Raw genomic sequence first — 15,385 nt, forward strand, 5'->3', positions numbered from 1 at the left:
GTTGACTCCGACGAAATACGGTCTCCGTCAGCATGGACGCATGACGGCCGACACCGATGTTTCCCAGGTGCGCACCGCGTGTTCGTACTGCGGTGTCGGCTGCGGCATGGTCCTCGACGTCGGTATCCGTGACGGCAAGCGGCGCATCCTCGCGGTGCGCGGCGACAAGGACCACCCGGCCAACCGCGGCCGGCTGTGCACGAAGGGCGCGACGAGCGTCATGCTGCAGGACGCCGACGACCGCCTCGAGCGGGCACTCGTGCGCGACGAACGTGGCGCGCCCCCGCGTCCGGTCGACGTCGACGCCGCGATCTCGGCCACCGCGCGCGCCTTGCGCGATCAGCTCGACCGCAACGGTCCGGACGCGATCGCGTTCTACGTGTCGGGCCAGATGTCGCTCGAGGCCCAGTATCTCGCGAACAAGCTCGCGAAAGGATTTGTACGCACGAACCAGATCGAGTCGAACTCACGGCTCTGCATGGCGAGCGCGGGCACCGGCTACAAGCAGTCGCTCGGTGCCGACGGGCCGCCCGGATCGTACGACGATCTCGACCACGCGGACGTCTTCCTGGTGATCGGGTCGAACATGGCCGACTGTCACCCGATCCTGTTCCTGCGCATGCTCGATCGCGTCAAAGCCGGTGCGAAGCTCGTCGTCGTCGACCCTCGCCGCACCGCCACCGCCGAGAAGGCCGATCTGTTCCTGCAGATCGCCCCGGGAACCGACCTCGCCTTTCTCAACGGACTGCTGCACCTGATCGTCGAGAACGGGCACGTCGACCACGAGTTCGTCGCCGAGCACACCGACGGCTGGGACGCGATGCCCGGCTTCCTCGCCGACTACGACCCGGCCACCGTCGCCGCCACCACAGGACTCGCGGAATCGGATCTGCGCACCGTGGCGCGCTGGATCGGCGACGCCGACGACTGGGTGAGCTGCTGGACGATGGGTCTCAACCAGAGCACCCACGGCACGTGGAACACCAACGCGCTGTGCAATCTGCACCTCGCGACCGGTGCGATCGGCCGCACCGGCAGCGGCCCGTTCTCGCTCACCGGCCAGCCGAACGCGATGGGCGGCCGCGAGATGGGCTACATGGGCCCGGGCCTGCCGGGCCAACGCAGTGTCCTCGCCGAGGACGACCGTTCGTTCGTCGAGAATCTGTGGGGCGTAACGGAAGGTACGCTGCGTACCGACGTCTCCGGCGGCACGATCGACATGTTCGAGCGCCTCCGAGACGGGCACATCAAGGCATGCTGGGTCATCTGCACCAATCCGGTGGCGAGCGTGCCCAATCGGCGCACCGTGATCGACGGCCTGGAAGCCGCCGAGCTCGTGGTGACGCAGGACGTGTTCGCGGCGACCGAGACCAACGAGTACGCCGACATCGTGCTGCCCGCGGCGATGTGGGGCGAATCCGACGGCGTCGCCGTCAATTCCGAGCGCTCGCTCACCTTGCTGCAGCAGGCGGTCGACCCCGTGGGGCAGGCCCTGCCCGACTGGCAGATCATCGCGCGCGTCGCCTGCGAGATGGGCTTCGCAGACGCGTTCACGTACTCCTCGGCGTCCGAGGTGTTCGACGAACTCGCGCAGGCCGCGAATCCGCGCACCGGGTACGACATCCGCGGCGTCACGCACGCACGACTCGCCGACGGTCCCGTGCAGTGGCCGGCGACGTCGGGCGAGCGGCGAAATCCGGTGCGCTACCGCAACGACGGCGTGTCGATGCCGCGCCGTGTGGGCCGCGACGGCCGCGCCCCGCGTCTGACGTTCGCGACCCCGAACGGACGTGCCCAGTTCTTTCCGCGGCCGCACATGCTGCCCGCCGAGATGCCCGACGACCGGTACCCCTACCTCCTCGACACCGGCCGTGTGCAGCACCAGTGGCACACGATGACCAAGACCGGCAAGATCGACAAGCTCCGAAAACTCGCGCCCGGCCCGTTCGTCGAACTGCATCCCGACGACGCGGACGCCGTCGGCGTCGTGGACGGACAGCAGCTCGAGGTCGCCTCGCGGCGCGGCCGGGTGGTGCTGCCCGCCGTCGTCACCGAACGCATGCGCCGCGGAGTGTGTTTCGCGCCGATCCACTGGAACGACGTCTTCGGTGAGTACCTCGCCGTCAACGCCGTCACGATCGACGCGATCGACGAGGACTCGCTGCAGCCGGAGTACAAGGCGTGCGCGGTGTCGCTGACGCCGGTTGCGGGGACCGAACCAGCGGAGCGCCGTGGGCCCGACGTCCAGGTCACCTCGGAGCCGCCCGCCGTGACGGTGCTGTGGGCATCGCAGACGGGCAATGCCGAGGAGGTGGCGCGGCTGGCCGCCGATCATCTGACGTCGTCGGGCGTGAGCGCCGCGGCGGTCGACATGAGTGGGCGTTCGGCACGGGACATCGCGGGCGACGTGCTGGTCGTCACGAGCACATTCGGCGACGGCGACGCTCCCGACAACGGCGCTTCGCTGTGGACGGAGCTCTCGTCCGCCGCAGCGCCGCGCCTCGACCGCGTGCGCTATGCGGTTCTCGCGCTCGGTGATTCGAGCTATTCCGACTTCTGCGGGCACGGGCGCAAGCTCGACGGCCGACTCGAGCAGTTGGGTGCGACGCGGCTGCGCGCGCGTGTCGACTGCGAACCCGACTACCACGACGCCGTGCGTGGGTGGCTCACCGCGGTCACCGAAACGCTCGGGGGCAGTGCCGTCGAGGTGGCGGCCCAGCCGTCGGCGCGGCCCACGACCCGCGGCCGGCTCGTCACGAATGTCCGGCTCAGTGGCGGAGAATCCGCGAAAGACGTGCGGCAGTTCGGGTTCGACGTCGAGGACGACTTCGCCTACGGGTGTGGCGACGCGCTCGGCGTGCGGCCGGTGAGCGATCCTGCGGTCGTTTCGGAATGGTTGGCGCTCACCGGGGTCGACGCCCACGCGACAGCCGTGCACCGCGGCGCCGAACGCTCGATGGGCGACCTCCTCACGACCGAACTCGACGTCACGAAGATCACGCCCGCCTTCCTGCGGTTCGTCCAGGACCGGGTGCGCGACGACACGCTCGCCCGAATCCTGCGTCCCGGCAACAAGACCACTCTGGACCAGTGGCTGTGGGGCAGGCAGGCCATGGACGTCCTCGCCGAGTACCCGGTGCGCGCGAGCGTCGACGAGTGGCTGGGTGTTCTGCCCGCGCTCACGCCCCGGTTGTATTCGATCTCGTCGAGCCCGCTCGTCAGCCCGCGCGAGGTGCAGTTGACGGTGTCCGCTGTGCGGTTCGCGCACGAGGGCCGTGCACGCGGTGGCGTCGCATCGGTGTTCCTCGCCGACCGGTGCGATCGGGCCGACTTGCATCTGCAGCGCACGCGACATTTCACGCCGCCCGACGATCCCGACGTGCCGATGATCATGGTCGGCCCGGGGACGGGAGTCGCGCCCTTCCGGGCGTTCCTGCATCAGCGGCGGGCGCTCGGACACACCGGACCGAACTGGCTGTTCTTCGGCGAGCAGCACGAGTCGAGCGGCTTCTACTATCGCGACGAGTGGGAACGCATGCAGGCCGAAGGCTTCCTCACGCGCCTGGACGTCGCGTTCTCGCGCGATCAGCGTCGCAAGGTGTACGTGCAGGACCGCATCCGCGAGCACGGTGCGCGCGTATGGGAGTGGCTCGAGGCAGGCGCCTTCGTCTACGTGTGCGGCGATGCGGCGCGCATGGCGCCCGATGTCGACGACGCACTGCGCGACGTCGTGAGCGTGCACGGGAACCGCGACGACGAGGACGCCGCGGCCTACGTCGAGCAACTGGGCGCGCACCGCCGGTACGTCCGCGACGTGTACTGACCGAGCGTCGCCGCGTCGATCCGGCACGGCTGCGTGGAAACCGCATCTGCGGAGAGACTAGCTCCACGTGCACGCATCATCCGGAGTATTCTGCTGTTCGTGACGCAGATACGGATCCGCGATGCCGCGGCCCTGCTCGGTGTCAGCGACGACACCGTGCGCCGCTGGATCGACCACGGCGAGCTCACCGCGCACAAGGACGCGTCGGGCCGCAAGGTACTCGACGGCGCCGAGCTCGCGGCATTCGCGCGCTCGCAGTCGCCGCCCGCACCCGATCTCCTCGGATCGGGTTCGTCGGCGCGCAACCGGTTCACCGGCATCGTCACGGGTGTCGTCGCGGACACCGTCATGGCACAGGTCGAGATGCAGTGCGGGCCGTTCCGCGTCGTCTCGCTCATGAGCAGCGAAGCCGTACGCGATCTCGGACTCGAACCGGGCAGCGTCGCGGTCGCCGTCGTCAAATCGACGACGGTCATCATCGAGACACCCGGAGGCAAATCATGATGCGCAGGACGGCAACCGCCGTGGTCGGCGCGCTGGCGGCGCTCTCGCTCGCCGCATGCGGCTCCGGCGGCGACGCGAACCCCGACGGCGACGGGGAGACGATCACGGTGTTCGCCGCCGCGTCGCTGAAGCAGACGTTCACCGAACTCGGCGACCTCTACGAATCGCAGCACCCCGGCAGTACCGTCGAGTTCTCGTTCGCCGGCTCGTCCGATCTGGTGTCTCAGCTCGAACAGGGCGCTCCCGCAGACGTGTTCGCGTCGGCCGACGAGAAGAACATGACCAAGGCCGTCGACGCCGGACTCACCGAGGGTGACCCGGTCCCGTTCGCGTCGAACACCCTCACCATCGTCACCGCACCCGGAAACCCCAAGGGCATCACGTCTTTCGCCGACCTCACCCGGGACGGCACGACTGTCGTCACGTGCGCCCCGCAGGTGCCGTGTGGGTCGGCCACCGAACGCGTCGAGCAGCAGTCGGGTGTCACTCTCGCGCCGGTGAGCGAGGAATCGTCGGTCACCGACGTGCTCGGCAAGATCACCAGCGGACAGGCCGACGCAGGCCTGGTGTACGTCACCGACGCGGCGACCGCGGGCGGTCAGGTGACCGCGGTGCCCTTCCCCGAGTCGACTGGCGCGGTCAACGTCTACCCGATCACGACTCTCGCCGACGCTGCGGACGGCGATGCGGCGCGGCAGTTCGTCGACCTCGCGACCGGGCCCGAAGGCCAGGCGGTGCTCGCGAAGGCCGGGTTCGCGCAGCCGTGAGACGCGCCGCCGAACCGTCGGGCCTGCCGTCGTGGGTCTTCGTCCCGGCGGCGGTGGGTGCGCTGTTCGTGTTCGTGCCGCTCGTCGCGATGGTCACCCGCGTCGACTGGTCGCGCTTCGGCGAACTCGTGACGTCGGAGTCGTCCGTCGACGCGCTCGTGCTGAGCCTTCGCACCGCTGCGGCCAGCACCGTGCTGTGCATCCTGTTCGGGGTGCCGATGGCCGCGGTCCTCGCGCGCGCCCGGTTCCGCGGAATCGACCTGATGCGGTCGTTCGTGCTGCTCCCGCTCGTGTTGCCGCCCGTCGTCGGCGGGATCGCGCTGCTCTACACGTTCGGTCGGCGGGGCCTGATCGGCGAACATCTCGAGCTGCTCGGCGGGCACATCGCCTTCACCACCACCGCGGTCGTGCTCGCGCAGACGTTCGTGTCGCTGCCGTTCCTCGTCGTGAGTCTCGAAGGGGCGATGCGCACCGCCGGGCAGCGCTACGAACAGGTCGCCGCGACGCTCGGGGCGCGGCCCACCACGGTGCTGCGACGCGTCACCCTGCCGCTCGTGCTGCCGGGTCTGCTGTCGGGCGGCGTGCTTGCGTTCGCGCGGGCGCTCGGCGAGTTCGGTGCCACCCTCACGTTCGCGGGCAGCCTGCAGGGGGTCACGCGCACCTTGCCGCTCGAGATCTACCTGCAACGCGAAACCGACGCCGACGCCGCGGTCGCGCTGTCGCTGGTCCTGGTCGTCGTCGCGATCGTGATCGTCACGGGCTCGAGGATTCTCGCGGGCCGCACGTCGATCGGGGTGCCGTGAGCCTGCATCTGTCGGCGCGCGTCGAGTCCCGTGGCATCGACGTCGCCCTGGACGTCGACGACGGCGAGGTGCTCGCGGTGCTCGGACCGAACGGTGCGGGCAAGTCGACCGTACTGTCGGTGATCGCGGGCCTGCTGCGTCCCGACGAAGGCCGCGTCGCGCTGGGTGGGCGCGTGCTCACCGACACTGCGGAGGGTGTCGCGGTGCCTGCGTTCCGGCGTGGTGTCGCACTGCTCGCGCAGCAGCCGTTGCTGTTTCCGCACATGACGGCGCGGGCCAATGTCGCCTTCGCGCCGCGCAGCGCGGGGGCGCGGCGTCGGGACGCGGCGGCGCGTGCCGACCGGCTGCTCGACGCGGTCGGTGCCGCTCACCTCGCGCAGCGCAAGCCTGCACAGCTGTCGGGTGGTCAGGCGCAGCGTGTCGCGGTGGCCCGTGCGCTCGCCGCGGATCCGGCGCTGCTGCTGCTCGACGAGCCGATGGCGGCGCTCGACGTCGAGACCGCGCCCGCACTGCGGACGCTGCTGCGCACCGTGCTCGCCGAGCGTGGCCGCACCGCGATCGTGGTGACACACGACGTCCTCGACGCGCTTGCGCTCGCCGACCGCGCCGTCGTGATCGACGCGGGCCGCGTCGTCGAGGCCGGCACCGTACGCGACGTCCTCGCCCGGCCGCGCAGCGAGTTCGCCGCGCGCACGGCGGGTCTCGACCTGGTGCCCGGAGTTGCGACCGTCGACGGGGTGCGGACGGACTCCGGAACCGTCGTGCACGGGCTCGTCGACGACGACGCCGCACCCGGGGAGCGGGCCGTCGCGGTGTTCGCGCCGAATGCCGTCGCGATCCACCGCGTCACGCCCGAAGGTAGCCCGCGCAACGTCTTCCCGGTCGTCGTGAACGCCGTCGACACGCACGGCAGCTTGGTGCGCGTGCGGGCCGACCTGCCGGGCGTCGGCGACCTCACCGCCGAGGTCACCGCGGCGGCCGCGGCCGAGCTCGATCTCGTGCCGGGCGCGCGGGTGTGGTTCGCGGTCAAGGCGACGGAGGTCGCCGTGCACGCCGCGGCCCGTACGTGAGAGGGGAACCGACTCGGCCCCGCGTGCGTCCTACCGGATATGAACCCACTCGAATACTCGTTCGGCACCGGCGTCGACGCCCCCACCACGTGGGTGTCGGGAGCGGACCTCGCGCTGTCCGGCGGGCACCTCGACGCGGTACGCCTCGACTTCGACGGCGACGGGTTGCTCGACGACGCGATGTGGGACGCCGACGGCGACGGCATCGCGGACCATTCGATCCTGGACGTCGACCTCGAACCGGGCGAACCGGGCGGCGAACGTGCGCGGTACTTCACCGATCCCACCGGGCTGGGGACGTGGAATCACGAGGTTGCGCCGCCCGGCACGCCCGCGCCGGAACCTGCGGGACACGAGGCGCCGTCCGACCGGATCGAGCCGTTGCGGGCCGAGATCACCACCAAACCGGTGCTGTTCGCGCCTGCCGGCTCAGAATCGGGGGAACGGCCTGCGGCGTGCCACGACGGCGATGGCCATCAGCCCCACCGCGTAGACACCTGCCGCCGTGAACACCAGGCCGGCTGAGCGGCCGTCGGGTGCGATCACGACGCTCGCCGCGGCGACGGCCACGATGAACGCGATGTTGAACACGGTGTCCTGCAAGGCGAACACCTGACCGCGGTGGTCGTCGTCGATCTCGAGTTGCATCGCGGCGTCGCCGGTCAGCTTGACCGACTGCCCAGCGAACCCCAGCAGGAATGCCCCCACCAGCAGCAGCGTGTGATCGAACTGCGCGATGAGAGTGCACTGCACCGCGAACGCGACCGTCAGACCGGCCACCACGACGCGCGAGCGGCCGAGACCGGGGATCAGCAGCGGCGTCGTGACCGCGGCGAGCAGCATGCCCGCGGCCGTCGCACCGACGGCGACGCCGAAGCCGCCGAGCCCGCTCGTGAGTGCGCCGTCGCCGCTGGGTTCGCGCAGCACGAGCACGAGAATCAGGGTGTCGACGCCGAATACGATGCGGTGGGCGCCGATGCCGATCATCGCCGTCGTCACTCCGCGTGAATGCCACACCGCGCGTGCGCCGTTCGCGAGACCGTGCGCGACGGCACGGACCGCTGCCTCGCGTGCGCCCGGTTCGGGTCCGAGGCGGTGACTCGCGAACCCCGCCGCCGCCACGGCGCCCACGAGCGAGCCGCACGCGGCGAGCGCGACCGCGAGGCCCGAGCCGTCGTCGCCCGCGCCGACGACCCCGATCACCGCGACCGCTGCTGCGGCGCCGGCCGCGGACACTCCCGAGCCGACCGTCGCGAGCACCGAGTTCGTCGGCACGAGCCAGTCGGGTCGCACGACGCGTGGCAGCGACGCGGACACGCCCGCGAGGACGAATCTGCTGACGCCGACGGCGGCGAGCGCGAGGACGAGGATCGGCGTCTCCCCCACTCCGGCGGCCAGGAGAGTGGCAGCGGAGACGATCAGGACACCGCGCAGGACGCTCGCCCACAGCAACACGAGTTTGCGGTCCCAGCGGTCGAGCAGGGCACCGGCGAAGGGCCCGATCACCGAGTACGGCAGCAGCAGGACGGCGAATCCCGCGGCGATCGCGGTGGGATCGGTGTGCCGTTCGGGATTGAACAGGATCGCGCCGCCGAGCCCGGCCTGGAACATGCCGTCGCCGAACTGGCTCGCGAACCGCACGGCCACGAGTCGCGCGAGGCCCGGTGACGCCCGGAGCGTCGCGACGGCACGCCGCCACGATTCATGCCGCCGACCCACCTCGCCAGCGTATCGGCAGCCCACCCCTGTGAGTGATACAGGCGTACCTGGACTCGCAAAGTGCTCACGGTTCGGTACGAGTCTGCCACCACGCGATGGTGTCGCGGGCGGCGACGTCGAGCGGTGTGGGGGCGAGGCCGAGCGCGGCTTCGCTTGCGGCACTGTCCATCGCGAACGGCCGGTCGAACTGGTAGAGCATGTCGGCGAGCTCGCGCGTGCCTCGATGGACGCGGCCCGCGGCGCGCAGCACGGCGCTCGGCAGCGGGCGCACCGCGGGCACGTCGACACCGGCCGCGGCGGCATACGCGCGCACCATGTCCGCCTGTGTCACGGGCGCGACGGTCGGCGCGAACAGCACCCGGTTCCACAGGGCCGGGTCCTGCGCGGCACGGATCATCGCGTCGGCGAGGTCCGGCAGGTAGGTGAACGAGTGCGGCACGTCCGCGCGGCCGAGCGGACGCACCGTCCTGCCCGCGAGGATCGGCGCGATCATGCGTTCGCCCGCGTGTGCGTTGGCGGTGGCGCCGGGACCGAAGTAGTCGGAGGCGACGACGCTCACGGTGGACGTGGCCGACGCGTCTCGTGCGGCGAGCAGGTGGGCCCGCACCTCGCCCTTCGCGGTGGGCGGGACCAGCGCCGTCTCCTCGGTGATCGGGCCGCCGCTCGCGTCGTACGCGTAAAGGCTTTCGGGGAAGACGACGACGGCGCCCGCTGCGCCCGCCGCGTCGAGAACGACGCGTTCGGCGGCGGGCAGCTCGCGCTCCCACACGTCCGAGCGGTAGGCCGACGCGTGCATGCAGTGGTAGACGGCACCCGCATCGTGCAGTGCGGCGGTGACCGCGGCGGGATCCGTCGCGTCGACGCGCGTGCGTTCGATCGACGGATGCTCGGGTCCGCTGCCGGATCGGGTGAGGACCCGCACGGTGCGGCCCTGCTCGGCGAGGCGCTGCGCGACGGTGCTTCCGATGGGACCGGCTCCGACGACGACATCGATGGTGTTCACGACTCTCTCCTGACGTGGAAGCGATGGTTTCGAGAGCACTGCTCTCGTTGTTGAGCGTGCGCGCCTCCGCGGGTCCTGTCAAGAGCAGCGCTCACATTTGTGTTCGGTGATCTCAACTGGCAGACTCCGGGACATGACGACCCCTCGTGCCCGTGCGCGGGAACAGACGCTCCGCGACATCACCCGCATCGGTCGCGAACAACTCGTCGCGGCCGGGCCGGAATCGCTGTCGCTGCGCGCTGTCGCACGCGAACTCGGCGTCGTGTCGTCCGCGGTGTACCGGTACGTGCGCAGCCGCGACGAGCTACTCACGCTGCTCGTCGTCGACGCCTACACCGAACTCGGCGACTCCGTGGACGCCGCGATCGCCGACGTGGACGGTGCACGCGCCCAGTTCTTCGCGCTCGGCCATACGGTGCGGGCCTGGGCGCTGCGTGAGCCGTCCCGGTACGCCCTGCTGTTCGGCACCCCCGTGCCCGGCTATCACGCGCCCGGCGAGCAGACCACGGACCCGGGTACGCGCGTCGTCGTCGCGCTGTTGCGGGTACTCGAACGCGCCCACGCGGCAGGCGCGCTCGCCTCCGGCGGGGACGTGGATCCCGCGCTCGCCGAGGACCTGCGCGCTATCGCGGACGAGTTCCGTGTCGACCTGCCGGAATCGGCTCTCGCGCGCGGAGCGCTGGCATGGGCGTCGCTGTTCGGCGTGGTGAGCTTCGAGCTGTTCGGGCAGTACGGCGCAGGCGGCTTCCCGCACCGCGAGGCCCTGTTCGACCACCATCTCGCGGTCCTCGCGGACACGGTCGGCCTCGCCGGAGTCCCGGTGTAGCCCGAACACATCTCGAGCGTCGGACCGCACATCCGTCCCGGCGCGGTGCCATGATTGACACGTGGCGCACCCAGAGGACCCGGACGAGAAGGCAGCGGCAGTCGAACCCGTCGTGCGCCCCGGCAGTCTGCTCGTGTCGTCCACCGAGCTCGTCGAACCGACCTTCCGCCGCACCGTCGTCTACGTCGTCGAGCACAACGAATCCGGCAGCCTCGGCGTCGTGCTCAACCGGCCGAGCGGCACCCCCGTGCACAACGTGCTGCCGCAGTGGGCGCCGCACGTCGCGCGCCCCGCCACGCTGCACGTCGGCGGCCCGGTGCGCCGCGATTCGGCGCTGTGTCTCGCGACGCTGCGCACCGGCGCGTCGGTCGACGGCGTGCGGGGTCTGCGCCGCGTCGACGGTCGTGTCGTGATGGTCGACCTCGACACCGATCCCGCGGCCGTGCTGCCCATCGTGCACAGCCTGCGCGTTTTCGCCGGCTATTCGGGGTGGACGACGGGTCAGCTCGACGGCGAACTGCGCCGCGACGACTGGATCGTCACGTCCGCGCTCGCGAGCGACGTCATGAGCCCGCCGCACACCGATCTGTGGGCGCAGGTCCTCCGCCGCCAGCCGTTGCCGCTCGCACTGCTCGCGACTCATCCGATCGACGTCACCCGCAACTGAGCGGACCGACCGCGGCGCACCGTCCCCGTATCGAGGGCTCGACATCCGCACCACGACACGCGGGGTCGGTCCTTGGGTGTCACCGCCGACTGATATCAACTGGTCGAGAACGAAGTCGCGTGCGACGAGAGGACGGTGTGCGGTGAACGGAACTTGCACGGAGTGTGCGGCGGGCCCCGAAAACGACCGTTCCGACCACTGCCACGGCACCTTGATCCGGCACGAGGTCCTCGCCTTCGAGTGCACGGATCCGCAGTGCGCATCTCCCGTCGAGGTCCGGCACCGTCTCGTGATCGACTGTGTCGAACTCGGCGACTGCGCATGCACCGTCCGCGCCACGGAGTTCCGCCAGGCCTCCTGAGCGTTTCACGTGGAACTAGCCGGAGGGGTACACGATCTGCTGGATCGCCCACGTATTGCCGTCCGGGTCGGTGAAGCCGGTGAACCTGCCCCACGGCAGATCCTGCACCTCCGACGCGTCGACGCCGCGCGACGTGAGCTCGCGATAGGCCTCGTCGGCATCGCCCACCACCATCTGCAGCCCGTGCTGGGTGCCGGGCTCCATCGGCGTCATGTTGAGGTCGAGCACGATCGAGCAGGCCGATCCCGGCGGGGTGAGCTGCACGAAACGCAGTTCGGGATTGACCGTGTGATCGTGGTCGGCGTGGAAGCCGACCTTGTCGACGTAGAACGCCTTCGCGCGGTCGATGTCGCCGACCGGTACGGGCACGAGTTCGAGCTTCCAGTCCATCGCGACTCCTGACGAGTTCGGATATGCACTGCCGAAGCTACCGGCAGGCGAGGCCGGAAACGGGGGAATCGAGATCGTGGGAGGCGGTCAGGAGGACGCGCAGGCGTCCTTGAGCGAGCACGCGCCGCACGAGTTGCCACACGCGCCGGCGTCCGACTCGGGCACGGCCGCCGCGGCGCGCGCACCGATGCTGCCTCCGGCGCCCGCCGTGAGCAGCGACGCGATCAGCGCGACGACCACGAGCACGATGCCGAGCACGCCGTCGATCAGCAGGCCGCCCAGTCCGCCGAGGATCAGCAGGCCTGCCGTCGCGAGCAGGGTGGGCGCCGCGACCTTGTTGGCGACGGCGAACGCGTCGTCCGAGCGCAGGGTGGCGGGCGTGCGCACACCGGCCCAGCGGTTGCGCGGCAGGCGTTCGGTGAGCCCGGCCACCGCGACGGCACCGACGGCGACGGCGAGGACGAACAGCACTACCGAGACGATCAACACCCGCTCAGGATACGTGCAGACGGGACCGGCACGTGAGCGTGGGGGACGTGACGTTCTACGCTTGATGGCGGTATTCGACGTCAGCCAAGTAGATAGTGACCACCGTGACCTCACCAGTTCAGCCCTCCCCGGCCCCCGACGACGCGCCGCAGCATCGCTACACAGCCGAGCTCGCCGGTCGCATCGAGCAGCGCTGGCAGGAGCGGTGGGCCGCGGACGGCACCTTCGACGCGCCCAATCCGGTCGGCCCCCTCGCGGGCGACGTGCCTGCGGACAAGCTGTTCGTGCAGGACATGTTCCCGTACCCGTCGGGTGCGGGACTGCACGTGGGCCACCCGCTCGGTTACATCGCGACCGACGTGTACGCGCGCTACCACCGGATGCTGGGCCGCAACGTGCTGCACACCCTCGGCTACGACGCGTTCGGTCTGCCCGCCGAGCAGTACGCGGTGCAGACGGGCACGCACCCGCGCACCACCACCGAGGCGAACATCGCCAACATGCAGCGGCAGCTGGGCCGCCTCGGACTCGGTCACGACCGCAGGCGCACCTTCGCGACCACGGATGTCGACTTCTACCACTGGACGCAGTGGATCTTCCTGCAGATCTACAACGCGTGGTTCGACAAGGACGCCGAGCGTGCGCGGCCGATCACCGAGCTCGCGGAAGAGTTCGCGTCGGGTGCGCGGGCCCTGCCGGACGGGCGTGCGTGGGACGAGCTGTCGGTCGCCGAGCGTGGCGACGTGCTCGACTCGTACCGGCTCGTCTACCGCTCGGACTCGATGGTCAACTGGTGCCCGGGTCTCGGCACGGTGCTCGCCAACGAAGAGGTCACCGCGGACGGGCGCAGCGAGCGCGGCAACTTCCCCGTGTTCCGGAAGCGCTTGCGGCAGTGGATGATGCGCATCACCGCGTACTCCGATCGGCTGATCGACGATCTCGAGCATCTCGACTGGCCCGACAAGGTCAAGTCGATGCAGCGCAACTGGATCGGCCGATCCTACGGTGCGCAGGTCACGTTCACGGTGCCGCACGGCGACGAGGTGGACGAGGTCGAGGTCTTCACGACCCGCCCCGACACGCTGTTCGGCGCCACCTACGTCACCCTCGCCCCCGAGCACGAGTTGGTCGACAGGATCGTCGCCGACGCGTGGCCCGCGGACGTCGACGAGCGGTGGACGGCGGGGCAGCCCGATCCGGTCGCGGCCGTCGGCGCGTACCGGCAGGCGATCGCCGCGAAGTCCGACCTCGAGCGCCAGGAGAACAAGGAGAAGACCGGCGTCTTCCTCGGCGTCTACGCCGTCAATCCGGTCAACGGCGCGAAGGTGCCGGTGTTCGTCGCCGACTACGTGCTCACCGGGTACGGCACCGGCGCGATCATGGCGGTGCCGGGCCACGATCAGCGCGACTGGGAGTTCGCGCGGACGTTCGGGCTCGACGTCCGGGAGGTCATCTCGGGCGGCGACATCGCCGAGTCGGCGTACACGGGCGACGGTGTCCTGGTGAACTCCGGTTTCCTCGACGGCATGTCGGTCGCCGATGCCAAGGCGGCCGTCGTTGCGAAGCTCGAGGAAGAGGGCAAGGGCGAGGGCACGATCCAGTACAAGCTGCGCGACTGGCTGTTCGCGCGCCAGCGGTACTGGGGCGAGCCCTTCCCCATCGTGTACGACGCCGACGGCCGTCCGCACGCGCTGCCGGAATCGGCTCTGCCCGTGGAACTTCCCGAAGTCGAGGACTACGCACCGGTGTCCTTCGACCCGGACGACGCCGACTCCGAGCCGTCGCCGCCGCTCGCGAAGGCGGCGGAATGGGTCGACGTCGAACTCGATCTGGGCGACGGTCTGCAGTCGTACACGCGCGACACCAACGTCATGCCGCAGTGGGCGGGCAGCTCGTGGTACCAGCTGCGCTACATCGACCCCACCAATCGGGATGCCTTCTGCGACATCGAGAACGAGCGGTACTGGACGGGCCCGCGGCCTGAGATCCACGGCGTGAACGATCCCGGCGGCGTCGACCTGTACGTCGGCGGCGTCGAACATGCCGTGCTGCACCTGCTGTACGCGCGGTTCTGGCACAAGGTGCTGTTCGATCTCGGTCACGTGACGTCGAGCGAGCCGTACCGGCGCCTGTTCAATCAGGGCTACATCCAGGCGTACGCGTACACCGACGAGCGCGGCGTCTACGTGCCGGCGGCCGAGGTGGAAGAACGCGACGGCACGTTCTGGTACCAGGGCGCCCAGGTGCGTCAGGAGTACGGCAAGATGGGCAAGAGCCTCAAGAACGCCGTTGCGCCCGACGACATCTGCAACGACTACGGTGCCGACACGCTGCGCGTGTACGAGATGGCGATGGGTCCGCTCGACACGTCGCGCCCGTGGGCGACGAAGGACGTGGTGGGCGCGCAGCGTTTCCTGCAGCGCGTGTGGCGTCTCGTGGTCGACGAGGAGGCGGGCGCGGTCCGTGTCGGCGAGGACGCACTGTCCGACGACACCTTGCGCGCGCTCAACAAGGCGGTCGCGGGAGTGCGCGACGACTACGCGGGGCTACGCGACAACACGGCCACCGCGAAGCTCATCGAGTACACCAACTACCTCACCAAGTCGTATCCGGACGGCGCTCCCCGCGCGGCCGTCGAGCCGCTCGTGCTGATGGTCGCGCCGCTCGCACCGCACCTCGCGGAGGAACTGTGGTCGCGGCTCGGTCACGCGGAGTCGTTGGCGCACGGGCCATTCCCCGAGGCCGACGCGAAGTGGCTCGTGGAGGACAGTGTCGAGTATCCGATCCAGGTCAACGGCAAGGTCCGCAGCCGCATCCAGGTGCCCGCCGACGCGTCGCGCGAGCAGGTGCACGCGGCCGCGCTCGCCGACGACAAGATCGCAGGCATGCTCGGCGGCAAGGAGCCGCGCAAGGTCATCGTCGTACCGGGGAAGATGGTCAACGTCGTTCTGTGACAGCGGGAT

General features: G+C 70.3%; 13 protein-coding genes. 9 read left to right on the top strand and 4 right to left on the bottom strand.

The genetic code is table 11. The annotated features are described in order from the left end of the window. Positions 1-40 precede the first annotated feature (40 nt). The 6 genes from HCA44_RS17135 (at position 41) to HCA44_RS21280 (ending at position 7,492) form a co-directional block, all read left to right on the top strand. Positions 41-3,823 (top strand): bifunctional nitrate reductase/sulfite reductase flavoprotein subunit alpha, encoded by a 3,783-nt coding sequence (locus HCA44_RS17135; protein WP_169650535.1) that lies wholly within the window; start codon positions 41-43, stop codon positions 3,821-3,823. 99 nt (positions 3,824-3,922) lie between these two features. Then, positions 3,923-4,327: a helix-turn-helix transcriptional regulator gene (locus HCA44_RS17140; protein WP_169650536.1), complete on the top strand. Its 405-nt coding sequence runs from the start codon at positions 3,923-3,925 to the stop codon at positions 4,325-4,327. Further along, positions 4,324-5,094: a molybdate ABC transporter substrate-binding protein gene (modA, locus tag HCA44_RS17145; protein ID WP_169650537.1), complete on the top strand. Its 771-nt coding sequence runs from the start codon at positions 4,324-4,326 to the stop codon at positions 5,092-5,094. The genes HCA44_RS17140 and modA overlap by 4 nt, the downstream gene beginning before the upstream one ends. Beyond that, positions 5,091-5,897, top strand: a complete 807-nt coding sequence (locus tag HCA44_RS17150; RefSeq protein ID WP_169650538.1) for an ABC transporter permease — start codon at positions 5,091-5,093, stop codon at positions 5,895-5,897. The genes modA and HCA44_RS17150 overlap by 4 nt, the downstream gene beginning before the upstream one ends. Next, positions 5,894-6,967: an ABC transporter ATP-binding protein gene (locus tag HCA44_RS17155; RefSeq protein ID WP_169650539.1), complete on the top strand. Its 1,074-nt coding sequence runs from the start codon at positions 5,894-5,896 to the stop codon at positions 6,965-6,967. Before HCA44_RS17150 ends, HCA44_RS17155 begins: the two co-directional genes overlap by 4 nt. A 39-nt stretch (positions 6,968-7,006) precedes the next feature. Then, on the top strand, positions 7,007-7,492 hold the full coding sequence (locus tag HCA44_RS21280) for a hypothetical protein (RefSeq protein WP_346764771.1): 486 nt from the start codon (positions 7,007-7,009) through the stop codon (positions 7,490-7,492). On the opposite strand, the gene HCA44_RS17165 is transcribed toward HCA44_RS21280, so the two are convergent. Next, positions 7,397-8,686: an MFS transporter gene (locus HCA44_RS17165; RefSeq protein WP_169650540.1), complete on the bottom strand. Its 1,290-nt coding sequence runs from the start codon at positions 8,684-8,686 to the stop codon at positions 7,397-7,399. The two genes, HCA44_RS21280 and HCA44_RS17165, sit on opposite strands and share 96 nt — an antisense overlap. Before the next feature lie 64 nt (positions 8,687-8,750). After that, a complete protein-coding gene (locus tag HCA44_RS17170) occupies positions 8,751-9,689 on the bottom strand; it encodes an NAD-dependent epimerase/dehydratase family protein (protein WP_169650541.1) in 939 nt (312 codons plus the stop codon). A gap of 133 nt (positions 9,690-9,822) precedes the next feature. Here HCA44_RS17170 and HCA44_RS17175 point away from each other — a divergent pair, with 133 nt between their 5' ends. After that, on the top strand, positions 9,823-10,515 hold the full coding sequence (locus HCA44_RS17175; protein WP_169650542.1) for a TetR/AcrR family transcriptional regulator: 693 nt from the start codon (positions 9,823-9,825) through the stop codon (positions 10,513-10,515). Positions 10,516-10,576: 61 nt separating this feature from the next. Then, on the top strand, positions 10,577-11,182 hold the full coding sequence (locus HCA44_RS17180) for a YqgE/AlgH family protein (protein WP_169650543.1): 606 nt from the start codon (positions 10,577-10,579) through the stop codon (positions 11,180-11,182). Between the two features lie 376 nt (positions 11,183-11,558). Here HCA44_RS17180 and HCA44_RS17190 read toward each other — a convergent pair whose 3' ends face one another. Together HCA44_RS17190 and HCA44_RS17195 are read right to left on the bottom strand one after the other, a co-directional pair. Next, a complete protein-coding gene (locus HCA44_RS17190; RefSeq protein ID WP_169650545.1) occupies positions 11,559-11,933 on the bottom strand; it encodes a VOC family protein in 375 nt (124 codons plus the stop codon). A gap of 87 nt (positions 11,934-12,020) precedes the next feature. Continuing rightward, the gene (locus HCA44_RS17195) at positions 12,021-12,422 is read right to left on the bottom strand and encodes an SdpI family protein (RefSeq protein WP_169650546.1); all 402 of its coding nucleotides are present in this window, start codon (positions 12,420-12,422) and stop codon (positions 12,021-12,023) included. 104 nt (positions 12,423-12,526) lie between these two features. Here HCA44_RS17195 and leuS point away from each other — a divergent pair, with 104 nt between their 5' ends. Then, positions 12,527-15,376, top strand: a complete 2,850-nt coding sequence (leuS, locus tag HCA44_RS17200; RefSeq protein ID WP_169650547.1) for a leucine--tRNA ligase — start codon at positions 12,527-12,529, stop codon at positions 15,374-15,376. Positions 15,377-15,385 lie beyond the last annotated feature (9 nt).

This window comes from Rhodococcus sp. HNM0569 (genome assembly GCF_012726205.1).
Taxonomy (GTDB): Bacteria; Actinomycetota; Actinomycetes; order Mycobacteriales; family Mycobacteriaceae; genus Rhodococcus_F.

Coding starts and splice junctions, on each gene's coding strand:
- HCA44_RS17135 (WP_169650535.1), top strand. CDS start 41: ATGACGGCCGACACCGATGTTTCCCAGGTGCGCACCGCGTGTTCGTAC.
- modA (WP_169650537.1), top strand. CDS start 4,324: ATGATGCGCAGGACGGCAACCGCCGTGGTCGGCGCGCTGGCGGCGCTC.
- HCA44_RS21280 (WP_346764771.1), top strand. CDS start 7,007: ATGAACCCACTCGAATACTCGTTCGGCACCGGCGTCGACGCCCCCACC.
- HCA44_RS17175 (WP_169650542.1), top strand. CDS start 9,823: ATGACGACCCCTCGTGCCCGTGCGCGGGAACAGACGCTCCGCGACATC.
- HCA44_RS17190 (WP_169650545.1), bottom strand. CDS start 11,933: ATGGACTGGAAGCTCGAACTCGTGCCCGTACCGGTCGGCGACATCGAC.